Origin of the sequence: Pilimelia terevasa (genome assembly GCF_014647915.1) — a bacterium.
In the GTDB taxonomy this organism is placed as follows: domain Bacteria; phylum Actinomycetota; class Actinomycetes; order Mycobacteriales; family Micromonosporaceae; genus Pilimelia; species Pilimelia terevasa.
Window position 1 is genome coordinate 23318 of the sequence record NZ_BMQC01000005.1, and the last position, 22000, is coordinate 45317.

Sequence of the window (22000 nt, forward strand, 5' to 3'; positions counted from 1 at the left end):
TCACCGGCCCAGGCCGAACGGGTCCGCGGCGAGGAAGCCGCCCGCGGCGTGCGGGCTGACCTTCACCGTCGGCGGGGCGGCCGGGTCGTACCACGGGGCCTGCCGGATCGCCTTCATCGCCTCCCGCCGGGCGGCCGGGTCGAGCCGGTCGACGAACAGCACGCCGTCGAGGTGGTCGGTCTCGTGCTGGAGGCAGCGGGCCATCAGGCCGGCGCCGACCACCTGCACCGGGTCGCCGTACCCGTTGAAGCCGCGGGCCACCACGTTCATCCGGCGCCGGGTGTCGAAGTACAGGCCCGGCATCGACAGGCAGCCCTCCGGACCCTCCTGCTCCTGCGCGTCGCCGAAGTCCAGCACCGGGTTGACGATGTGGCCGTCGACCCCATCGACGTCGAAGGCGAAGACCCGCAGGCCCACCCCGAGCTGCGGGGCCGCGAGGCCGGCGCCGCCGGCCTCGCGCATGGTGTCGGTGAGGTTGGCGACGAGCGCGCGCAGCTCCCGGTCGTAGGTGACGACGGGGTCGGCGGCGGTCCGCAGCACGGGGTCGCCGAACAGGCGGATGGACTGGACGGACACGCGCGCTCCCGGGCCGGGCGAGGAGGACAGGGTGGACGCACCAGTCTACGACCGGTGCCGGCGCGCCGGCCGGGTACCGCCGCCGGCCCGGCTCACAGCAGCTCCAGCGCGTCGACCTGGACGCGGACCGGGTGTGGCGCCTTGTGCGCGCTGCGCACCCCGGCGGCGGCGTGCAGGGCGGCCGCCAGCGCCGGGCCCTCCGCGCGCCGGACCCGCACCAGCATCCGCTCGGCGGCACCGGCCGGCACCGGCCCGAGCAGCTCGGCGCTGCCGGGCAGCCGCGCCTGCGCCAGGAACTCCGCCAGCCCGGCCGGCGTGCCGGTGAGGCTGACCATCCGGGCGGCCGGGGGGAAGCCCAGCTCGCGGCGGTCGGCCAGCTCCCGGGCCGCGTAGCCGCCGGGGTCCCACCGGACGAGCGCCTGGACCGGGGGGACCTGCGCGTCGGCCACGACCACCACCTGGCCGCCGTCGCGCGCCGGCCGCGCCAGCGCGGCGGCGGCCATCCAGCGCCGGACGGCCTCCTCCGCGGCGCGCAGGTCGGCCCGGGTCAGCATCGCCCAGGTGTCCAGCAGCAGCACGGCGCCGTACCCGCCGGGCGCGGCCGGCTCCGCGCCCGGGGTCGCCACCACCAGCGCCGCCCCCGGGTCGACCGCGCCCAGGATCTCGTCGCGGCCGGAGGTCCGGACCGGGACGTCGGGGAACGCCCGGCCCAGCTCCTCGGCCGTCCGCCGCGCGCCGACGACGGCCGCGCGCAGCCGGCGGCTGCCGCAGGCGGGGCAGGCGTAGCCGGCCGCGACGCGGGCGCACCACCGGCACGCGGTGTGCCCGCCGGCCGCGGGCAGGCCCAGCGGCCCCTGGCAGTGCGGGCACCGGGCGGGGGTCCGGCAGTCCTGGCAGGACACCGAGGGCAGGTACCCGCGCCGCGGCACCTGGACCAGCACCGGCGCGTCGGCGCGCAGGGCCGCCCGGGCGGCGTCCCAGGCGAGGCTGGGCAGCCGGGCCGTCGCCGCGGCGGGGTCGCGGGCCAGTTGCGGGTCGGCGCCGATCGCCTCGACGCGGGGCGCCCGCCGGCGCAGCGTCGCCCGGTCGGCTACCAGTTCGCGGGCCCAGCCGGTCTCGACCAGTAGCTGCGCCTCGGCACTGCGGGCGTACCCGCCGACCAGGGCGGCGCAGTCGGCGAGCTGGGCGCGGGTGAGCAGGACCTCGCGGGCGTGCGGGTACGGCGCCCGCTGCTCGGCGTGCAGGTCGTCGCCGTCGTCCCAGACGGCCACGAGACCCGGGTCGGCGACCGGCGCGAAGGCGGCCGCACGGGTGCCGATCGCCACCCGCACCGCGCCGCGGCGCAGGGCGAGGAACCGGCGGTACCGCTCGGCGGGTCCCAGAGCGGCGGTCAGGGCGACGTGGCGGCCGGGGCCCAGGGCGGCGGCGCAGGCGGCGTCCAGCAGGTCCAGGTCCCGGGCGTCGGGGACCACGAGGACGACGCCGCGGCCCGCGTCGGCGGTCGCGGCCGCGGCCTCGGCCAGGCGGTCCGGCCAGGACTCGCCGGGCAGCGCGGACCACACCGCCCGCGGCGCCCGGCCGTCGGCCAGCGCGCGCAGCAGCGCCGGCCCGGCCGGGTACGCCGACCAGCCCCCGTCCGGATCGGTGGGCCGCGGACCGCCGCGCGCGGCGGCGGCCGGCGCCGACCCGGGCTCCGGCGCGGCGCCGGCACCGCCCGGGGTCGCGGGGGCGGCACCGCCCGGGGTCGCGGCGGCCTCCTTCTCCACCCGCGCGTGGCGGGGCGGGACCGCCAGCCGGAGCACGTCGGCGAGGGTGCCGGCGTACCGGTCGGCGACCGCCCGGGCCAGCGCCCGCACCGCCGGGTCCAGGACCGGCTCGGGCGAGACGAGCCGGTCCAGGTACGCCAGTCGGCCCGGGTGGGCGGAGGAGGCGACCCGGTCGAGCAGCCAACCGTCCACGAGCTGGCCGGCGAAGCGCACCTTCACCCGCGTCCCGGGCACGGCCGTGTCGGCCCAGGCGGCCGGCACCAGGTAGTCGAACGGGCGGTCCAGGTGGGCCAGCGGCAGGTCGACGCAGACCCGCGCGACGGGCAGCACGTCCGCCGGCTGCCGGCGCGCGGGTTCAGCGGTGCGGGCCACCCACTAGGCGGCGGCGGACTTCAGGTCCGCGACGCGGTCCGTGCGCTCCCAGGTCAGCTCGGGCAGCTCGCGGCCGAAGTGCCCGTACGCGGCGGTCTGCCGGTAGATCGGGCGCAGCAGGTCCAGGTCGCGGATGATCGCGGCCGGGCGCAAATCGAACACGTCGCCGACGGCCCGCTCGATCCGCTCCGGGGCGACGGTGGCGGTACCGAACGTCTCGACGAACAGGCTCACCGGGGCGGCCCGGCCGATGGCGTACGCCACCTGCACCTCGCACCGCTCGGCGAGGCCCGCCGCCACGACGTTCTTGGCGACCCAGCGCGTCGCGTACGCGGCGGAGCGGTCGACCTTGGACGGGTCCTTGCCCGAGAAGGCGCCGCCGCCGTGCCGGGCGTACCCGCCGTACGTGTCGACGATGATCTTGCGTCCGGTGAGGCCGGCGTCGCCCATCGGGCCGCCGATCTCGAACCGGCCGGTGGGGTTGACCAGCAGCCGGTAGCCGGCCGTGTCCAGTCCCAGGCCGTCGAGTTCGGGCAGGAGCACGTGCTCGCGCACGTCCGGCGTCAGCAGCGTCTCCAGCGAGATGTCGGCGGCGTGCTGGCTGGAGACCACGACGGTGTCGAGCCGCACCGGGCGTAGGCCGTCGTACTCGATCGTGACCTGGGTCTTGCCGTCCGGGCGCAGGTACGGCACGGTGCCGTCCTTGCGGACCGCGGCCAGCCGGCGGGCCAGCCGGTGCGCCAGCGCGATCGGCAGCGGCATCAGCTCGGGGGTCTCGGTGCAGGCGAAGCCGAACATCATGCCCTGGTCGCCGGCGCCCTGGTTGTCGAGCGTGTCGTCGGCGGCGCCGCTGCGGTACTCGATGGCGGCGTCGACGCCCTGGGCGATGTCGGGCGACTGGTTGCCGATGGAGACGCTGACGCCGCACGAGGCGCCGTCGAAGCCCTTCTTGGACGAGTCGTACCCGATCCCGAGGATCGTCTCCCGGACGATGGTGGGGATGTCGGCGTAGGCCTGGGTGGTGACCTCGCCGGCCACGTGCACCTGGCCGGTGGTGATCATCGTCTCCACGGCGACCCGGCTGCGGGGATCGGCACCCAGCAGGGCGTCGAGGATCCCGTCGCTGATCTGGTCAGCGATCTTGTCCGGGTGACCTTCCGTCACCGACTCCGAGGTAAAGACGCGGCGTGCCACGAGTGCTCCCTAGACAGGTCCGGGTCCGCCGGCCCGGCGGCGATCGGCCGTGTTCGGCGGCGCCGCGCCCGGACAGGTGGGCCACCGTGCGGCCCGTGTCCGAATACGCGGCATTGTTCCGCGGAGTCTACGGCCCGCGGTCGATCGGACCGAGCGTACGCGGCCGGCAGGTCATCCGGTAAGGCCCGTGCCGGGTAGCCTTGCGCGGATCACATCCCACACGGCGTCGGCCATGGCGCGCTTGGGCTGCTCCGGCAGGTCGCGCACCACGCCGTCGGCGTCCAGCACGGCGGCGGCGTTGACGTCGGCCCCGAAGCCCCGGTCGACGCCGACCTCGTTGACCACCACCAGGTCGGCGCCCTTGGCCCTGAGCTTGCGGCGGGCGTGGGCATGGGCGTCGCGGGTCTCGGCCGCGAAGACGACGAGGAGCTGGCCGGGGCGCTTGCCGGCGCCCAGCTCGGCGGCGATGTCGGGGTTGGCGACCAGCGCGATCGTCGGCGTGTCCCCGACATCCGCTTTCTTGATCTTGTCGGTGGCCACCTCGGCGGGCCGGAAGTCGGCCGGGGCGGCCGCCATCACCACCACGTCGGCCTCGGCCGCGGCGGCCAGGGTCGCCGCGCGCAGCTCCGCGGTGGTGGAGACCGGCAGGACGCGGACGCCGGCCGGCGGCGGCAGCGCGACGTTCGCGGCCACGACGGTGACCGACGCGCCCCGGTCGACGGCGGCCGCGGCGAAGGCATAGCCCTGCTTGCCGGAGCTGCGGTTGCCCAGGTACCGGACCGGGTCCAGCGGTTCGCGGGTGCCGCCGGCCGTCACCAGGACCCGGCGCCCGGCGAGGTCGCGCGGGCGTTCCGCCGCCGCGTCCGCGCCGTCGGTGGCGGCGAGCAGGGCGAGCGCGCGGGCGTGGATCGCGGCCGGGTCGGGCAGCCGGCCCTTGCCGGTGTCGGCACCGGTCAGCCGGCCGGTGGCCGGTTCGAGGACGTGGACGCCGCGGGCGCGCAGCGTGGCGACGTTGTGCCGGGTCGCGGGGTGCTCCCACATCTCGGTGTGCATCGCGGGGGCGAGCAGGACCGGGCAGCGCGCGGTCAGCAGGGTACTGGTCAGCAGGTCGTCGGCCAGGCCGTGCGCCGCGCGGGCGAGCAGGTCGGCGGTCGCCGGGGCGACGACCACGAGGTCGGCGGACTGCCCGAGCCGCACGTGCGGGACCTCGTGGACGTCGTCCCAGACGTCCGGGCTGACCGGGTGGCCCGACAGCGCCGCCCAGGTGGGGGCGCCGACGAACCGCAGGGCCGCGGCGGTCGGGACGACGCGGACGTCGTACCCGCCCTCGGTGAACAGCCGCAGCAGCTCACACGCCTTGTAGGCGGCGATGCCGCCGCCTACGCCGAGGATCACCCGGTCGGCCATCGGTACGGCGCGGCGTCGCTCAGGCGCCCTCGGGCGTGGGCTCGGAGGTCAGCAGGCCGCCGTTGATCTCGCGGAGCGCGATGGAGAGCGGCTTCTCCTGGGGGGTGGTCTCGACCAGCGGGCCGACGTACTCCAGCAGGCCCTCGCCGAGCTGGCTGTAGTAGGCGTTGACCTGGCGCGCGCGCTTGGCGGCGAAGATGACCAGCGCGTACTTGGAGGTGGTCTTCTCCAGCAGTTCGTCGATCGGCGGGAAGGTGATGCCTTCGGGGTTGGCGACAGTGGCCACGAGGCGGTCCTCAGCTCTGAAGTCGTACGGACGAAGTACGCAGGCCCGCCCGTCAGGACGCCGGCCGGTGGACAGCAGCCCCACCGGTGTGCGCCGCCCCGGCTTGCCGATCGACGGCCCCGGGCCGCCTGTCCTCGACCCTGTGGTCGTCAACCGTGGCGGCCGGCGGGTCGACCGCGGGCGAACCAAGCAATCCTAGCAGTTCGTCCGCGGCCCGCTCGACGTAGTCGTTGACGACGGTCTGGTCGAACTCCTTCTCGGCGGCCAGTTCGTCGTCGGCGTGGGCCAGGCGCCGGGCGATGGTCTCGGCGTCGTCGGTGCCGCGGCCGACCAGCCGGCGCTTGAGCTCCTCGACGCTGGGCGGGGCCAGGAAGACGAGCCGCGCCTGCGGCATCGAGGCCCGGACCTGGCGGGCGCCCTGGAGGTCGATCTTCAGCAGGGTGGGGATGCCGGCGGCCAGGTTCCCCTCGACCTGCGCGCGGGGGGTGCCGTAGAGGTTGCCGGCGAACTCGGCCCACTCCAGGAGCTGGTCGCCGGAGACCAGCCGGGCGAACTCGGCGCGGTCGACGAAGTGGTAGTGCACGCCGTCGACCTCGTAGTCGCGCATCCGGCGGGTGGTGACCGAGACCGACAGGGCCACCCACGGCGCACGCGCCCGGATCAGCTCGATCACGCTGTCCTTGCCGACCCCCGAGGGGCCGGAGAGAACGGTGAGTCGGGCTGCCGGGCGCGCGTCGCGATGCATGGAACGTTTATACGTGACCCGCCGCGGTCAGTTCGCAGCGAACTCCCCCAGCAGCGCGCGGCGCTGCTGGTCGCCCAGACCCCGCAGCCGGCGGCTGTCAGCGATCTTGAGCTTCTCCATGATCTGGGTGGCACGGATCTTGCCGATGCCCGGCAGTGCCTGCAGCACGGCCGAGACCTTCAACTTGCCGACCACGTCGTCGGCCTCGGCCCGGGAGAGCACGTCGGCCAGGGTGGTCTTGCCCTGCTTGAGCTGTTCCTTCAGCTCGGCACGGGCCTTGCGGATCTCCGCGGCCTTCTCCAGCGCGGCAGCGCGCTGCTCGGGGCTCAGTGACGGGAGCGGCACCAGTTCTCCTCAGGTCCCTAGCGCTCCGGCACGAGCCGGAACGAGGTCGGTTCGAAGGGTTGCGCGGGAACGCGTGGTGCTGGTGGTTCCCGGCGGGACGGAAAACTAGCGGTCAGCGGCGTTTTCGGCAACGTCGCGACGTCAAGATCACAGCCACATGGACGCAGCTCAACCCCTCGTCAGCCCCGCAGGACCGCAGCGCAGTCGTCCCGGACGGACTCCGCGGCGGCGCGCAGCGCCGCCACCGAGGGGCCCGCGCCGAGCACCTGGCGGGAGTACGAAGGGAGCACCGCGGGCAGTGCGTCGCCGAACACCGCGCGCAGCCCGGCGGCCGTCCCGCCCTGCGCGCCCATCCCGGGCGCCAGGAGCGGGCCATTGACATTAGTCAATGTATGACCGGTGTCCCCAATGGTGGCGCCGATCACCAGGCCGACGTCCCCCAAAGGCGTGGCCCCGGCATTGCGGCGGGCGGCGTCGTCGATCACGGCCTGGGCGACGGTACGGCCGTCGGCGGTCCGGGCGTGCTGCACCGAGGCACCCTCCGGGTTGGACGTCAGGGCCAGGACGAACACGCCCGCACTGTGGGCGTGAGCTGCGGCGAAGACCGGTTCGAGGGCGCCGGTGCCGAGGTACGGGGCGACCGTCAGCGCGTCGGCGGCCAGCGGCCGGGCCGGGTCCAGGTAGGCCGCCGCGTACGCCCGCACGGTCGAGCCGATATCACCCCGCTTGACATCGAGTAACACCAATGATCCGGCGGCCCGGCACTGCGCGACCGTCGACTCCAGGATTGCAATTCCCCGCGACCCGTACTGCTCGTAGAACGCCGACTGCGGCTTGACCACCGCGACCCGGCCGGCCAGCGCGGCCACCACCGTCTCGCTGAACGAGGCCAGGCCCTCGACGCTGTCGGGCAGCCCCCAGGCGGCCAGCAGCCCGGGGTGCGGGTCGACGCCCACACACAGCGGACCGAGGCGGTCTGTGGCGGCGCGCAGCCGAGTGCCGAATGACTCCACTGTGTTCCTCCTCACTGGTAAACCGACGCCTCCACCGCGGCGCCGACGCCGCGGCAGAGACGCGCGATGTCCGAATCATCGGTGATGTACGGCGGCATGACATAGATCAGATCGCGGAACGGACGCAGCCAGACACCCTCCGCAATGGCCGCCGCGGCGGCGCGGTCGACCGGCACCGGCCCGGCCGTCTGGACCACGCCGATCGCGCCGAGGACCCGGACGTCGGCGACGCCCGGGACCGCGCGCAGGGGCGCCAGGCCGGCCGCCAGGCCGGCGGAGATCCGGGCGACGTCGGCCCGCCAGGCGCCCGTGTCGAGCAGGTCCAGCGACGCGTTGGCCACGGCGCAGGCGAGCGGATTGCCCATGAAGGTCGGTCCGTGCGCGAGGACCGGCACAGCCCCCCGGGAGATGCCGCGGGCCACCCGCGGAGTGCACAGGGCGGCGGCCAGGGACAGGTACCCGCCGGTGAGCGCCTTGCCCACGCAGAGCACGTCCGGGGCGACCCCGGCGTGCGCCGCGGCGAAGAATTCACCCGTACGGCCGAAGCCCGTGGCGATCTCGTCGAAGATCAGCAGGATGTCGTGGGCGTCGCAGAGCTCGCGCAGGGCGCGCAGGTACCCGGGGTGGTGGAACCGCATCCCGCCCGCCCCCTGGACCACCGGCTCCACGATCACGGCCGCCAGCTCGGGGGCGTGGGCGGCGAGCGTGGTCTCCAGCGCGGCGACGTAGCCGGGGTCGACGGGGGCGTCCGCCCCGCCCGGCGGCGGCGGGGCGAAGACCTGCGCCGGCAGGACGCCGCGCCAGAGCTGGTGCATCCCGCCCTCGGGGTCGCAGACGCTCATCGGGTGGAAGGTGTCGCCGTGGTACCCGCCCCGCCAGGTCGCCAGGCGGCGCTTGGCGGACCGGCCGGCGGAGCGCCAGTACTGGAGGGCCATCTTGACGGCCACCTCGACGGCCACCGAGCCGGAGTCGCAGAGGAACACGTGCGCCAGCTCCCCCGGCGCCGCCTCGACGAGCCGCCGGGCCAGCGTGACGGCCGGGGCGTGGGTCAGCCCGCCGAACATGACGTGGCTCATCCGGCCGAGCTGGTCGGTGACGGCCGCGTCCAGGACCGGGTGCCGGTAGCCGTGGACCGCCGCCCACCAGGACGCCATCCCGTCGACCAGCTCCCGCCCGTCGGCCAGCCGCAGGCGCACGCCGGCCGCGGACTCCACGACGTAGGGGTCGGCGGTGCCGGGCATCGGGCCGTACGGGTGCCACACGTGCGCCCGGTCGAGCCGGAGCAGCTCCTGCGCGTTCACCGCCGGTCCCGGGCCGCCCGCGCGACCGCGCGCACCAGCGGCGGGCCGTGGAAGATGAACCCGGAGTAGAGCTGGACCAGGGACGCGCCCGCGTCGAACAGCCGGGCGGCGTCGTCGGCCCCAGTGATGCCGCCGACCCCGACCACGGGCAGGCCGCCCCCGGTCTCGCGGTGGATGAACGCGACGACCGCCCGGGTCCGGTCGGCCAGCGGGCGCCCGGACAGCCCGCCGGCCTCGGCGGCGCGGGCCTGGTCGGCGGGGGCCAGGTGGGCGCGGCCGAGGGTGGTGTTGGTGGCGATGACGCCCGCGGCCCCGCCGCGGACGCACACGTCGAGGGCCTCGGCGACCGCGCTGTCGGCGAGGTCCGGAGCGATCTTCACCAGGACCGGCGGGGGCGGCCCGGACCGGCCGGGCGCTGGCCGGCCGGCCAGCGCCGCCACCAGCTCCTCCAGGCTCGCCCGGTCCTGCAGCGCCCGCAGCCCGGGGGTGTTCGGCGAGGAGACGTTGACCGCCACGTAGTCGGCGTACCGGGCCAGCGCGTCGTAGGAGTACAGGTAGTCCCCGACTGCCTCGGCCAGCGGGGTGGTCTTGGACTTGCCCAGCGAGATGCCCAGCGGCACCCCCAGCGGGCGGGGCCGGGCGGCGAGCCGGGCGGCGAGCGCGTCGGCCCCGGCGTTGTTGAAGCCCATCCGGTTGATCACGCCCTCGCTGGCGGGCAGGCGGAACAGGCGCGGGCGGGGGTTGCCGGGCTGGGCGTGCCGGGTGACGGTACCGACCTCGACGAAGCCGAAGCCCAGCGCCGGCCAGGCCGGCAGGGCGGCGCCGTCCTTGTCCATCCCGGCGGCCAGGCCCACCGGGTTCGGGAAGTCGATGCCGCACACCGTCCGCGGCGCGCGCACGGCGTACCGCGCGGCGAGCGCCCGCAGCAGCGCCGGTCGGCCGGCCAGGCCGGCCAGCCGGGCCAGCGTCCACTCGTGGGCGCGCTCGGCGTCCCCGCCGCCGATGCGGAACAGCACCGGCCGCACGACCCGCTCGAACACCGCGCCCCGCCCCGGAGCCGGACCGCGGCCGCCCGCCGTCACCGGGTCGCCCGCCCGGCCGTAACCCGGCCGCCCGTCCGGGCCGTCACGGGGTCGCCCGCAGGCTGGCGTGCAGGTCCTGGAGCGGGCGGACGGTCAGGTCGCCGCGGATCAGCGCCTCAATGCCCATGACCGCCGCCGCCACGCCGGGCACCGTGGTGATGCACGGGATGTCCGCGGTCACGGCCGCACTGCGGATCTCGTTGCCGTCGCTGCGCGCCGCCGCCCCGGAGCCCTGCGGCGTGTTGATCACCAGGCAGACCGCGCCCGAGCCGATCAGCGTCACCGCGTCCAGGCCGGAGCCGCCCTCGTAGTGCTTGCGGACGACCTCGCAGTCAATGCCGTGCCGGCGCAGGACCTCGCCGGTGCCGGAGGTGGCCACGATCTCGAAGCCGAGGTCCGCGAGCCGCTTGATCGGGAACAGCATCCCGCGCTTGTCCCGGTTGGCGATCGACACGAAGATCTTGCCGGCGGTGGCCATCGAGCCGTACGCCGCGGACTGGCTCTTGGCGAACGCGTGCCCGAACTCGGTGTCGATGCCCATCACCTCGCCCGTGGACTTCATCTCCGGCCCGAGCAGCGAGTCCACGCCCTTGCCGGCGCGGGTGCGGAACCGCTTGAACGGCAGCACCGCCTGCTTGACCGCGACCGGCGCCGACTCCGGCAGGTCGCCGCCGTCGGGTCCGCTGCGCTCGCCGTACGCGGGCGCGGCGGGCAGCAGCATCTCCTCGGCGCGGAGCTGGGCGATGGTCGCCCCGAGCATGATCCGGGCGGCGGCCTTGGCCAGCGGCACCGCCGTGGCCTTGGAGACGAACGGGACGGTGCGGGAAGCCCGCGGGTTGGCCTCCAGGACGTAGAGCTGGTCGTCCTTGAGGGCGTACTGGACGTTGAGCAGGCCGCGCACGCCGATGCCGCGGGCGATCTCCTCGGTGTACAGGCGCACCTGCTTGAGGTGGCTGGCGCCCAGCGTGATCGGCGGCAGCGCGCAGGAGGAGTCGCCGGAGTGCACGCCGGCCTCCTCGATGTGCTCCATCACCCCGCCCAGGTACACCTCGCCGGTGGCGTCGCACAGCGCGTCGACGTCGATCTCGATCGCGTCGTCGAGGAACCGGTCCACCAGCACCGGGTGCTCGCCGGAGACCTCGGTGGCCCGACGGATGTAGTCGGCGAGGGTGCGCTCGTCGTACACGATCTCCATGCCGCGCCCGCCGAGCACGTAGGAGGGCCGGACCAGCACCGGGTAGCCGATCTCGTCGGCGATGGCCTTGGCCTGGTCGAAGCTGGTCGCGGTCCCGTGCGCCGGGGCGCGCAGGCCGGCGCGGGCCAGCAGGGCGCCGAACGCGCCGCGCTCCTCGGCGAGGTGGATCGACTCCGGCGAGGTGCCGACGATCGGCACCCCGGCGTCCTTGAGCCGCTGCGCCAGGCCCAGCGGCGTCTGCCCGCCGAGCTGCACGATCACCCCGACGACGCCGGGGCCGCCCGCGGCGCGCCCGGAGGAGTCCTCGGCGTGCCACACCTCCAGGACGTCCTCGAAGGTCAGCGGCTCGAAGTACAGCCGGTCGGCGGTGTCGTAGTCGGTCGAGACGGTCTCCGGGTTGCAGTTGACCATGACCGTCTCGTACCCGCCGCCGGGCCGCAGCCCGGCCGCCTCGCGCAGCGCCATCACGGCGTGCACGCACGAGTAGTCGAACTCGATGCCCTGCCCGATCCGGTTCGGCCCCGACCCGAGGATCAGCACCTTCGGCCGGGCCGAGGGCGCCACCTCCGTCTCGGCGTCGTACGAGGAGTAGTGGTACGGGGTGTCCGCGGCGAACTCGGCGGCGCAGGTGTCGACGGTCTTGTACACCGGCCGCAGGCCCAGCCGCAGCCGCAGCCGGCGCACGCCGTCCTCCCCGGCGAACTCCGGCCGCAGCGCCGCTACCTGCCGGTCGGACAGGCCGGAGCGCTTGGACCGGCGCAGCAGCGGCAGGTCCAGCACCGGCGCCGCGACGATCTCCTCGCGCAGCGCGATGAGCCCGGCGATCTGGTCGAGGAACCACGGGTCGATCCCGCCGCTGGCCTCGGCCACCTGGTCGACGGTCGCGCCCAGGCGCAGCGCGCGCTCCACCGTGTACAGCCGCCCGTCGTGCGGCACCCGCAGCGCGTCGAGGGTGTTGCCGACGGTGGCGTCGGCCGGGTCCGGGACCGTCCAGAAGCCGGCCGCCTTCGTCTCCATCGAGCGCATGGCCTTGTTGAGCGCCTCGGCGAAGTTGCGGCCCAGGCTCATCGCCTCGCCGACGGACTTCATCGTCGTGGTCAGCTCGGCGTCGGCGTTCGGGAACTTCTCGAAGGCGAACCGCGGGATCTTCACCACGACGTAGTCCAGCGCCGGCTCGAACGCCGCCGGGGTCCTGCGGGTGATGTCGTTGGGGATCTCGTCGAGGGTGTACCCGATGGCCAGCTTCGCCGCGATCTTGGCGATGGGGAAGCCGGTGGCCTTCGAGGCCAGCGCCGAGGAGCGGGAGACCCGCGGGTTCATCTCGATGACGACCAGCCGGCCGTCGCGCGGGTGCACCGCGAACTGGATGTTGCAGCCGCCGGTGTCCACGCCGACCTCGCGGAGCACGGCGATGCCCAGGTCGCGCAGCGACTGGTACTCCCGGTCGGTCAGCGTCATCGCCGGGGCGACCGTCACCGAGTCGCCGGTGTGCACGCCCATCGGGTCGACGTTCTCGATCGCGCAGACGACGACGACGTTGTCGCGCCGGTCGCGCATCAGCTCCAGCTCGTACTCCTTCCAGCCGAGCACGCTCTCCTCGATGAGCACCTCGTGCACCGGGGAGGCGGCCAGGCCGGAGCCGGCGATCCGGTCCAGCTCCTCGGCCGTGTGCGCCATCCCGGAGCCCAGCCCGCCCATCGTGAACGAGGGCCGGACCACCACCGGCAGGCCCAGCTCGGCGACGGTCGACCGGACCTCGTCCATCGAGTGGCAGACCCGGCTGCGCGGCACCAGTGCCCCGGTCAGTCCGACCCGCTCCCCGGCGGCCCGGACGACGTCCTTGAACAACTGCCGGTCCTCGCCGCGGCGGATCGCGTCGATGTTGGCGCCGATCAGCTCGACGCCGTACTTGTCCAGGACGCCGGCCTCGTGCAGCGCGACCGCGGTGTTCAGGGCGGTCTGGCCGCCGAGCGTGGCCAGGATCGCGTCCGGCCGCTCGCGGGCGATGACCTTCTCCACGAACTCCGGGGTGATCGGCTCGACGTAGGTGGCGTCGGCGAACTCCGGGTCCGTCATGATCGTGGCCGGGTTCGAGTTGACCAGCGACACGCGCAGGCCCTCGGCCCGCAGCACCCGGCACGCCTGGGTGCCGGAGTAGTCGAACTCGCAGGCCTGTCCGATCACGATCGGGCCGGAGCCGATCACCAGGATGTGGTGCAGGTCGGCGCGCTTAGGCATTCCCGGCCCCCTTCGTACCCGCGCCCTCGATGAGGTCGCGGAAGCGGTCGAACAGGTAGTCGGCGTCGCGCGGACCAGCCGCGGCCTCCGGGTGGTACTGGACGGTGAAGGCCGGGGCGTCCAGCGCCCGCAGGCCCTCCACCACGCCGTCGTTGAGGCAGACGTGGCTCACCTCGACCCGGCCGAACGCGGTGTCGGCGGCGGCGTCGGTCGGCGCGTCGACGGCGAAGCCGTGGTTGTGCGAGGTGACCTCCACCTTGCCGGTGGTGCGGTCCAGCACCGGCTGGTTGACGCCGCGGTGGCCGTACCCCAGCTTGTAGGTGCCGAACCCCAGCGCGCGGCCCAGGATCTGGCTGCCGAAGCAGATGCCGAACAGCGGGATCCCCCGCCGCAGCACCTCGGTGGCGAGCGCGACCGGGCCGTCGGCGGTCGCCGGGTCGCCCGGGCCGGGCGAGAGGAACACGGCGTCCGCGCCGACGGCCAGCAGGCCGTCCAGCGTGGACGAGGCCGGCAGCACGTGGGTGGTGACGCCGCGGGCGGCCAGCCGCCGGGTCACGTTGCGCTTGATCCCCAGGTCCAGGGCCGCGACCGTGTACCGGTGGGTGCCCTGCGCGGCGACCGTGTAGGCCGCGGCGGTGCTCACCTCGGCCGACAGGTCCGCGCCGGCCATCGGCGCCGCGGCCAGCACCCGCTCGCGCAGCGACGCGGCGTCGGTGCCGTTGCTGGCCACCCCGGCCCGCATCGCGCCGCGCTCGCGCAGGTGCCGGGTGAGCGCCCGGGTGTCGATGCCGGAGATCCCGACCACGCCCTCGGCGGCCAGCCGGTCGCCCAGCTCGCCGGTGGACCGCCAGTTGGCGGCCCGCGGGCTGGGGTCGCGCACGACGTACCCGGCCACCCAGAACTGGTCGGACTCGTCGTCCTCGCCGTTGACCCCGGTGTTGCCCACGTGCGGCGCGGTCTGGACCACCACCTGGCGGTGGTACGAGGGGTCGGTCAGGGTCTCCTGGTAGCCGGTCATCGCCGTGGTGAAGACCGCCTCGCCGACGGTCTCCCCCACCGCGCCGTACGCCTCGCCGACGAAGGTGCGTCCGTCCTCCAGGACCAGGATCGCTTCGTGGGTCACTGACATGCCTTTCCGTCGAGGACCGTCGCGGTGCCGTGCAGGAACGTCGCGACCACCCGGCCGGGCAGCTCCAGTCCGGCGTAGGGGGTGTTGCGGCTGCGGCTGGCCAGCCCGCCCGCGTCGACCGTGCGGGTCGCGGCCGGGTCCACCAGCGTCAGGTTGGCCGGGCTGCCCGGCGCCGGGTCGTGGCCGTGGGCGTCGAGCCCGGCGATCCGGGCCGGCGTGCGCGACATCCGCCGGGCCACCAGCTCCCACACCGTCGCCTCGGGCAGGTCGGCCTCGCGCAGCACCTTGACCACGATGGACAGGGCCGTCTCCAGGCCGAGCATCCCCGGCCGGGCGTACGCCCACTCGCACTCCTTGTCGTGCCCGGCGTGCGGCGCGTGGTCGGTGGCGACCACGTCCACGACGCCCTCGACCAGCGCGGCCCGCAGGGCGGCGACGTCCTCGGCCGTCCGCAGCGGCGGGTTGACCTTGTAGACCGGGTCGTACCCGGCCGCCAGCTCGTGGGTGAGCAGCAGGTGGTGCGGGCACACCTCCGCCGTCAGCCGGGGCACCGGGCCGCGGTCGACCCACGGCCGCCGCTTGGCGTGCCGCAGGATCTCCACCGAACCGGCCGTCGAGACGTGGCAGACGTGCAGCCGCGAGTCGACGTGCTCGGCGAGCAGGACGTCCCGCGCGATGATCGCCTCCTCGGCGACCGCCGGCCAGCCGGCCAGGCCGATCCGGGCGGCGACCTCGCCCTCGTGCATCTGGGCGCCCTCGGTCAGCCGCGGCTCCTCGGCGTGCTGGGCGACGACCCCGTCGAACGCCTTCACGTACTCCAGCGCCCGCCGCATCAACCGCGGGTCGTGCACGCAGATCCCGTCGTCGGAGAAGATCCGCACCCGGGCCGCCGAGTCGGCCATGTCGCCGAGGGCGGCCAGGCGCTCGCCGGCCAGCCCGACGGTGACCGCCCCGACGGGCTGGACGTCCACCAGCCCGACCGCGCGGCCCCGGCGCCACACCTGCTCCACCAGGGCGGGGGTGTCGGCGACCGGGTCGGTGTTGGCCATCGCGCAGACGGCCGTGTACCCGCCGAGCGCCGCGGCCCGGGAGCCGGACTCGATGGTCTCGGCGTCCTCCCGGCCCGGCTCGCGCAGGTGGGTGTGCAGGTCCACCAGGCCGGGCAGGGCGACGAGGCCCTCGGCGTCGACGACCGCGGCGTCGGGCGCGGACAGGCCGGTGCCGACCTGCGCCACCGCGCCGTCGCGCAGCAGCAGGTCCGCGCACTCGCCGCCGACCAGCCGGGCTCCCCTGATCAGGTACTTCACTGACTCCGCCTCTCCGCACGGGTGCCGTTCTCCGCAAGGGTGCCGTCCAGCAGCAGGTGCAGGACGGCCATCCGGGTCCAGACGCCGTTGCTGACCTGGTCGACGATGGTGGACCGGGCCGAGTCGGCGACGCCGCCGTCGATCTCGACGCCGCGGTTCATCGGCCCGGGGTGCATCACGATCGCGTGCGGGGCCAGCCGCCCGGCCCGGTCGTCGTGCAGGCCGTACCGCCGCGCGTACTCCCGGATCGACGGGAAGAACGAGGACGTCATCCGCTCGTGCTGGACCCGCAGCATCATCACCACGTCGACCTCGGGCAGGACCGCGTCCAGGTCGTAGCCGACCTCGACGCCGGCGCCGTAGACGTGGCCGGAGCGGGGTACCAGGGTCGGCGGGCCGACCAGGGTCACCTTGGCCCCGAGCGTGGTGAGCAGGATCGCGTTGGACCGGGCCACCCGCGAGTGCCGGACGTCGCCGACGATGGCCACCCGCAGGCCGGCGACGCGGCCGGTCCGCTGGCGGATCGTGTACGCGTCCAGCAGCGCCTGCGTCGGGTGCTCGTGGGTGCCGTCACCGGCGTTGACCACCGGCACGTCGACCCAGCCGGCCAGGCGGTGCGGCGCGCCGGAGGCCGGGTGCCGGATCACGACCGCGTCGGCGCCCATCGCCCGCAGGGTCAGCGCGGTGTCCTTGAGCGACTCGCCCTTGGCGACGCTGGAGCCCTTGACGGCGAAGGCGACCACGCCGGCCCCCAGGCGCCGGGCGGCGGAGTCGAAGGAGAACCGGGTGCGGGTGGAGTCCTCGTAGAACAGGTTCACCACCGTCCGGCCGGCCAGCGGGCGGTCCGGCCCGGTGCCGGCGGCGAACGCGGCGGCGCGGTCCAGCAGCGCGGTCGCCGCGGCGGCGTCCAGGTCGGCGGCGGACAGCAGATGGGTGGTCACTGTTCTCCTCCCTGCGGGGTATCCCCGTGCAGGCGGACCTCGTCGCGCGGGTCCACCTCCACCAGCGACACGCGCACGGTCTCGCGCAGCGCGGTCGGGATGTTCTTGCCGACGTAGTCGGCGCGGATGGGCAGCTCGCGGTGGCCGCGGTCGACCAGGACGGCCAACTGCACCGAGGCGGGGCGGCCGAGCTGGGCGAGCGCGTCGAGCGCGGCGCGGGCGGTCCGGCCGGAGCAGAGCACGTCGTCGACGAGGATCAGCCGCCGGCCGTCGACCCCGCCCGGGGGCAGGTCCGTCGGCAGCGCGCTGGTGGCCGCCCGCAGGCCGCGGTCGTCGCGGCAGGCGGTGACGTCGAGGACCCCGACCGGCACCCGCACGCCCTCGAAGGCGTGGATGCGGCCGGCGAGCCGGCGGGCCAGCGGCACCCCGCGGGTGGGGATGCCGAGCAGGACGGTGTCGCGGGCCCCGGCCGTCTTCTCCAGGATCTGGTGGGCGAGCCGGTCGACCACGCGCTGGATCTCCGGGGCGGCGAGGATGACCTTGCCGGCGCCGCGGGCGGCGGGGTCGCGGGCGAGTTCGGGGTACGCCAAGGCGGACCTCCTTCCCCGCCTCACGGGACGGGTCGTTAAAGGATGTCGGTATGTCACCCCCGCGTACGCCCCGGGCGCGGTGCCCGGGTGTACGCGCGGTGACGCGGCGGCCGGCCCGGCGCCGGCCCGCCGACCGGGCACCTCCCCCGGGGGCGCCGGTGGCGGGTCGCGGTCGAAGCCGGGCACACGGTAGCAGCAGGCGATCATGGTCCCCGAACGGGCCTCCCCATGCCGGCCGGACGGCGGAGGCGGGGACGCGCGTCACGCGATATTGCATTGATCTGGCTCGCGCACTTGACCTCCTGTGCTCCGGCCCGTACCGTCACGCTCCGTAGTGATTAGCCGGGGTCCCACCCCGGGCAGCACTGGGAGTGACTCGATGCCCTCTGAGTACGCCAAGTCCCTCGGCGCCCGACTGCGCTCGATCCGCCAGCAGCAGGGGTTGTCCCTGCAAGGCGTCGAGGAGAAGTCGAACGGGCGCTGGAAGGCCGTCGTCGTCGGCTCGTACGAGCGTGGCGACCGTGCGGTCACCGTCTCCCGCCTGGCCGAACTGGCCGACTTCTACCGGGTTCCGGTGGCGGAGCTGCTGCCCGACGGCAGCGGCGTCCGGCAGGAGGCCACCAACAAGATCGTGCTCGACCTGGAGAAGCTGTACGACCAGGCCTCCGACGACCTCGGCTACGTCGCGCGGTACGCCCGCGCGATCCAGCAGCAGCGGGGCGACTACAACGGCCGGGTCCTGTCGATCCGCGCCGACGACCTGCGCGCGCTGGCGATCGTGTACGACATCTCGCCGTCGGGTCTGATCGAGCGGCTGAGCGAGCAGGGCGTGCTGGTCGCCGATCCGCGGGCGTTCTTCGGTTCCTGACGCCGCCCGGCATCGCCAGAACGGCCCGCACCGGCAAGCCGGTGCGGGCCGTTCTGCTGTGCCGCCCTCGGGCCGTCAGCGGGTGGCGTACTCGGCGATCCGGCCGAGGACGCCGTTGAGGAAGCGCGGCGAGTCGTCGGTGGACATCTGCCGGGCCAGCTCGACGGCCTCGGTGATCGCCACGGCGTCGTCGATCTCGTCGACGTAGAGCAGCTCGTAGGTGGCGATCCGGGCCAGGTTGCGGTCGACCACCGGCATCCGCTCCAGCGTCCACCCCTCGGCGTAGGTGGAGATCACCTCGTCGATCCGGTCGATCCGCTCCGCCACGCCCTCGACCAGCGCGGTCGCGTAGCCCAGGTGCTCCGGCAGCGGGCGCTCCAGCCGGGCGACGTAGTCGCCGAGGACGTCGGGGACCGGCTGGTCGCGCAGGTCCGCCTGGTAGAGCACGTCGAGCGCCCGCTTGCGCGCCTTGCGGCGGGCGGGCATCTGGACCCGGGGACCCTCGGCCATCAGGAGCGGCCGAGGTAACGGCCGTCGCGGGTGTCCACCTTGACCTTCTCGCCGGTGGTGATGAACAGCGGCACCTGGATCTCGGCGCCGGTCTCCACCGTGGCCGGCTTGGTGCCGCCCGTCGAGCGGTCGCCCTGCAGGCCCGGCTCGGTGTAGGTGACCTCCAGCATGACGGAGGTGGGCAGCTCGACGTACAGCACGACGCCCTCGTGGGTGGCCACCGTGGCGTTGGCCTCCGGGAGCAGGTAGTTGCGCGCGTCGGCGACCGTGGCGCCCGGGATGTGGATCTGGTCGAAGGTGTCCAGGTCCATGAACACGAAGTCGTCGCCGTCGGCGTACAGGTACTGCATGGTCCGCTTGTCGACCGTCGCGGTCTCGACCTTGGTGCCGGCGTTGAACGTCTTGTCGACGACCTTGCCGCTCAGCACGTGCTTGAGCGTGGTGCGCACGAACGCGGGGCCCTTGCCCGGCTTGACGTGCTGGAACTCGACGACGGACCACAGCTCCTTGTCGAGGTTGAGCACCATGCCGTTCTTGAGGTCGTTGGTCGAAGCCATGTCTGTGTGGGCCGTCCTGCTCGTGTGGGATGGGACCGGAGTCGTCGCTGGCCACGGTCTGACGCTGCCCGTGAACGGCCCAAATTCTAGCCCCGCGGCGGCCGTCGCGCCGCACCGGCCTTCAGGCGTCGGCGAGCCGGTTGGCCAGGTGGGTGAGGGCCAGGACGTACCCGTCGGTGCCCAGCCCGCAGATGACCCCGGCGGCGACGGCCGAAACCACCGAGTGGTGCCGGAACGCCTCACGCGCATGGATGTTGGACAGGTGTACCTCGACCAGCGGCGCGGTCAGCATCGCGCAGGCGTCCCGGACGGCGACCGAGTAGTGCGACCAGGCGGCCGGGTTGAGCACCACCGGGACGGCGGCGTCGGCGGCCTCGTGCAGCCAGCCGACCAGCTCGTGCTCGGCGTCGGTCTGCCGCACCCGGACGGCCAGGCCGCGCGCGCGGCCGGCGGCCTCGCACAGCGCCGCCAGTTCGGCGTACGAGGTGAGGCCGTAGATGTCGGTCTGCCGCGTCCCCAGCCGCCCGAGGTTGACCCCGTTGAGTACCCACACCTCGCGCACCGCGTCCACCCTTCGCCAGCCGGTCGCACCAGTACACCACCGCCGCACCCGCGCCCGCCCGCCCCGGCGCGCGGCGGGTCGCGGCGGGCGCCGGCCGAGCGGTCGCCGGCTCAGCCGGCGACAGCGGCGTAGGCCGCCGCCAGCGTCGACTCGGGCGGGGCGGTGAGGATCGTCGGCGCCGCCAGCGCGTCGAGGACGACGAAGCGCAGCGCCCCGGCGCGGGCCTTCTTGTCGACCGCCATGACCTGCCGCAGCCGCGGCCAGGCGTCGGCGGCGTACGTCGTCGGCAGGTCCAGCAGGCGCAGGGTCCGGGCGTGCCGCGCGGCTGTTTCGGCGTCGAGCCTGCCGGCCAGGTGGCCGAGGGCGGCGGCGAAGACCAGGCCGACGGCGACGGCGTCGCCGTGCCGCCAGCGGTACCCCTGCACCTGCTCGATCGCGTGCGCGAGCGTGTGCCCGTAGTTGAGGATCTCCCGCCGCCCGGACTCGCGCAGGTCGCCGGCCACCACCTCGGCCTTGACCCGGACCGCCCGGACCACCAGCTCGTGCAGCGCCGCCGAGCGCGGGTCGACGGCGGCGGCCGGGTCGGCCTCCACCAGGTCCAGGATGGCCGGGTCGGCGATGAAGCCGCACTTGACGACCTCGGCCAGGCCGGCGCGCAGGTCCGCGGGCGGCAGCGTGTCCAGCAGGTCCACGTCGGCCAGGACCCCGGCCGGCGGGTGGAACGCGCCGACGAGGTTCTTGCCGGCGGCGGTGTTCACGCCCGTCTTGCCGCCGACCGCGGCGTCCACCATGCCCAGCAGGCTGGCCGACACCGGCACCCACCGCACGCCGCGCAGCCAGCTCGCCGCCGCGTACCCCGCCAGGTCCGTCACCGCGCCCCCGCCGACGCCGACGACGACGTCGGTCCGGGTGAAGGCGGCCGCGCCGAGGGCGTCCCACACGTCGGCCGCCACCGCGACCGTCTTGCCCGCCTCGGCGTCGGGCACCTCGACCGGCAGCGGGCGCACGCCCGCCGCCCGCAGCCCGTCGGCCACCTCGGCCGCGCGCGCGGCCAGCGGCGCGGCGTACACCACCGCGGCCTGCGCCGCCCCCGGCACCAGCCCCGCGACGTCGGCCAGCAGGCCCCGGCCGACCACCACGTCGTACGGGCGCTCGCCGCCCACCTCGATCACGCTTCGCACCGGTCCAGCCAACCATGCGGCCGGTCGGGCGATGCGGGCCGGGGCGACCGGTTTCGCCGGCCGGGACGGGGATATGCCGTGGAGATGAGACCACTACGGGGGCGGGCGCCGGCCGGCGCCGCGCTGGCGGGGGCGGTTCTGGCGGGGACGGTCCTGGCGGGCGTGGCCGGCGGCGGTCCCGCGGCGGCGGCCGGGGCGCTGCGGGCGAGCTGGTCGTTCGACACGCCGGTGGGCGGCGGGTACCGCGACTCCTCCGGGGGCGGCCACGGCCTGCGCGCGGTCGCCCGGTACGGCGGCCGGGTCGCGGCGGTGAGCCGCCCGCCGGGTCGCGCCGTGGCGTTCCCCGCGCGCTGCCCCGGCGCCTGCGCCCGGGCGATTCTGCAGACCCCGCACGCGGCGTCCCTCAACCCCGGCACCGCGCGGATCCGCTGGGGCGGCCTCGTGCGGCTGGCCCGCGGCCAGGCCGGCGGGGGGCAGAACCTCGTCCAGAAGGGGTACGCCGACCGCGGCGGCCAGTACAAGCTCCAGGTCGACGGCGCCGCGGGCCGGCCGAGCTGCGCGGTCGTCGGCACCGGGGCGGGCCGGACCCACCTGGCGCTGGCGGCGGTGTCGGTGGCCGACGGCGCGTGGCACGGGGTGCAGTGCGGCCGCTCGGGGACGGCGCTGGTGATCTGGGTCGACGGCGTGCCGCGGGGCCGGGCGCGGGTGCCGGCGGGGCTGGCCATCCGCCCCACCGCCCCCGTGCGCCTCGGCGGCAAGGGCGTGTCGCTCGGCAACGACCAGTTCCACGGCGCGCTCGACCACGTCTGGATCCGCATCGGCTGACGGGCGCGCA

At 75.2% G+C, this 22000-nt stretch carries 20 protein-coding genes and 1 pseudogene; 2 read left to right on the forward strand and 19 right to left on the reverse strand.

Annotated elements, in window-relative coordinates; all coding sequences use genetic code 11:
• The 15 genes and pseudogenes from def to pyrR all read right to left on the reverse strand — a co-directional run bounded on the left by def (position 1) and on the right by pyrR (position 17487).
• Positions 1–576: a peptide deformylase gene (gene def / locus IEY75_RS08500; RefSeq protein ID WP_189113697.1), complete on the reverse strand. Its 576-nt coding sequence runs from the start codon at positions 574–576 to the stop codon at positions 1–3.
• 92 nt (positions 577–668) lie between these two features.
• Positions 669–2672, reverse strand: coding sequence for a primosomal protein N' (locus tag IEY75_RS08505; RefSeq protein ID WP_229789487.1), 2004 nt, complete (start codon positions 2670–2672; stop codon positions 669–671).
• A 45-nt stretch (positions 2673–2717) separates the two neighbouring features.
• Complete coding sequence (gene metK, locus IEY75_RS08510) at positions 2718–3908, reverse strand: methionine adenosyltransferase (protein WP_189113698.1); 1191 nt, start codon at positions 3906–3908, stop codon at positions 2718–2720.
• A 171-nt stretch (positions 3909–4079) separates the two neighbouring features.
• Entirely contained in the window at positions 4080–5315 is a 1236-nt protein-coding gene (gene coaBC, locus IEY75_RS08515) for a bifunctional phosphopantothenoylcysteine decarboxylase/phosphopantothenate--cysteine ligase CoaBC (protein ID WP_189113699.1), read from the reverse strand.
• Between the two features lie 19 nt (positions 5316–5334).
• On the reverse strand, positions 5335–5601 hold the full coding sequence (gene rpoZ, locus IEY75_RS08520; RefSeq protein ID WP_189113700.1) for a DNA-directed RNA polymerase subunit omega: 267 nt from the start codon (positions 5599–5601) through the stop codon (positions 5335–5337).
• Between the two features lie 166 nt (positions 5602–5767).
• Positions 5768–6346 (reverse strand): annotated as a pseudogene (gmk, locus tag IEY75_RS08525) (guanylate kinase); the annotation flags it as partial.
• Between the two features lie 27 nt (positions 6347–6373).
• Entirely contained in the window at positions 6374–6691 is a 318-nt protein-coding gene (gene mihF / locus IEY75_RS08530) for an integration host factor, actinobacterial type (protein WP_189113702.1), read from the reverse strand.
• 179 nt (positions 6692–6870) lie between these two features.
• A complete protein-coding gene (gene pyrF / locus IEY75_RS08535) occupies positions 6871–7704 on the reverse strand; it encodes an orotidine-5'-phosphate decarboxylase (RefSeq protein WP_189113703.1) in 834 nt (277 codons plus the stop codon).
• Positions 7705–7715: 11 nt separating this feature from the next.
• Positions 7716–8945: an adenosylmethionine--8-amino-7-oxononanoate transaminase gene (locus IEY75_RS08540; protein ID WP_373290243.1), complete on the reverse strand. Its 1230-nt coding sequence runs from the start codon at positions 8943–8945 to the stop codon at positions 7716–7718.
• A 56-nt stretch (positions 8946–9001) separates the two neighbouring features.
• Positions 9002–10045, reverse strand: a complete 1044-nt coding sequence (locus tag IEY75_RS08545; RefSeq protein WP_189113705.1) for a quinone-dependent dihydroorotate dehydrogenase — start codon at positions 10043–10045, stop codon at positions 9002–9004.
• Positions 10046–10130: 85 nt separating this feature from the next.
• On the reverse strand, positions 10131–13520 hold the full coding sequence (carB, locus tag IEY75_RS08550; RefSeq protein ID WP_189113706.1) for a carbamoyl-phosphate synthase large subunit: 3390 nt from the start codon (positions 13518–13520) through the stop codon (positions 10131–10133).
• Positions 13513–14649 carry a glutamine-hydrolyzing carbamoyl-phosphate synthase small subunit gene (gene carA, locus IEY75_RS08555; RefSeq protein ID WP_189113707.1) on the reverse strand — a complete coding sequence of 379 codons (1137 nt, stop codon included), beginning with the start codon at positions 14647–14649 and terminating at the stop codon, positions 13513–13515. Before carA ends, carB begins: the two co-directional genes overlap by 8 nt.
• Positions 14640–15956: a dihydroorotase gene (locus IEY75_RS08560; RefSeq protein ID WP_189113708.1), complete on the reverse strand. Its 1317-nt coding sequence runs from the start codon at positions 15954–15956 to the stop codon at positions 14640–14642. The genes carA and IEY75_RS08560 overlap by 10 nt, the downstream gene beginning before the upstream one ends.
• Positions 15953–16897 (reverse strand): aspartate carbamoyltransferase catalytic subunit, encoded by a 945-nt coding sequence (locus tag IEY75_RS08565; protein ID WP_189113709.1) that lies wholly within the window; start codon positions 16895–16897, stop codon positions 15953–15955. The genes IEY75_RS08560 and IEY75_RS08565 overlap by 4 nt, the downstream gene beginning before the upstream one ends.
• Positions 16894–17487 (reverse strand): bifunctional pyr operon transcriptional regulator/uracil phosphoribosyltransferase PyrR, encoded by a 594-nt coding sequence (pyrR, locus tag IEY75_RS08570; protein WP_268244338.1) that lies wholly within the window; start codon positions 17485–17487, stop codon positions 16894–16896. The genes IEY75_RS08565 and pyrR overlap by 4 nt, the downstream gene beginning before the upstream one ends.
• A 379-nt stretch (positions 17488–17866) precedes the next feature.
• Between pyrR and bldD the strand changes: the two genes are divergently transcribed.
• The gene (gene bldD / locus IEY75_RS08575) at positions 17867–18355 is read left to right on the forward strand and encodes a transcriptional regulator BldD (protein ID WP_189113711.1); all 489 of its coding nucleotides are present in this window, start codon (positions 17867–17869) and stop codon (positions 18353–18355) included.
• Positions 18356–18430: 75 nt separating this feature from the next.
• On the opposite strand, the gene nusB is transcribed toward bldD, so the two are convergent.
• The 4 genes from nusB to aroB form a co-directional block, all read right to left on the reverse strand.
• Positions 18431–18841 (reverse strand): transcription antitermination factor NusB, encoded by a 411-nt coding sequence (gene nusB / locus IEY75_RS08580; protein ID WP_189113919.1) that lies wholly within the window; start codon positions 18839–18841, stop codon positions 18431–18433.
• A gap of 23 nt (positions 18842–18864) precedes the next feature.
• The gene (gene efp, locus IEY75_RS08585) at positions 18865–19422 is read right to left on the reverse strand and encodes an elongation factor P (protein ID WP_189113712.1); all 558 of its coding nucleotides are present in this window, start codon (positions 19420–19422) and stop codon (positions 18865–18867) included.
• Between the two features lie 121 nt (positions 19423–19543).
• The gene (gene aroQ, locus IEY75_RS08590; protein ID WP_189113920.1) at positions 19544–19975 is read right to left on the reverse strand and encodes a type II 3-dehydroquinate dehydratase; all 432 of its coding nucleotides are present in this window, start codon (positions 19973–19975) and stop codon (positions 19544–19546) included.
• A 119-nt stretch (positions 19976–20094) separates the two neighbouring features.
• Complete coding sequence (gene aroB / locus IEY75_RS08595) at positions 20095–21165, reverse strand: 3-dehydroquinate synthase (RefSeq protein ID WP_189113713.1); 1071 nt, start codon at positions 21163–21165, stop codon at positions 20095–20097.
• Between the two features lie 84 nt (positions 21166–21249).
• Here aroB and IEY75_RS08600 point away from each other — a divergent pair, with 84 nt between their 5' ends.
• Positions 21250–21990 carry a LamG-like jellyroll fold domain-containing protein gene (locus IEY75_RS08600; RefSeq protein ID WP_189113714.1) on the forward strand — a complete coding sequence of 247 codons (741 nt, stop codon included), beginning with the start codon at positions 21250–21252 and terminating at the stop codon, positions 21988–21990.
• The last annotated feature ends 10 nt before the right edge of the window (positions 21991–22000 follow it).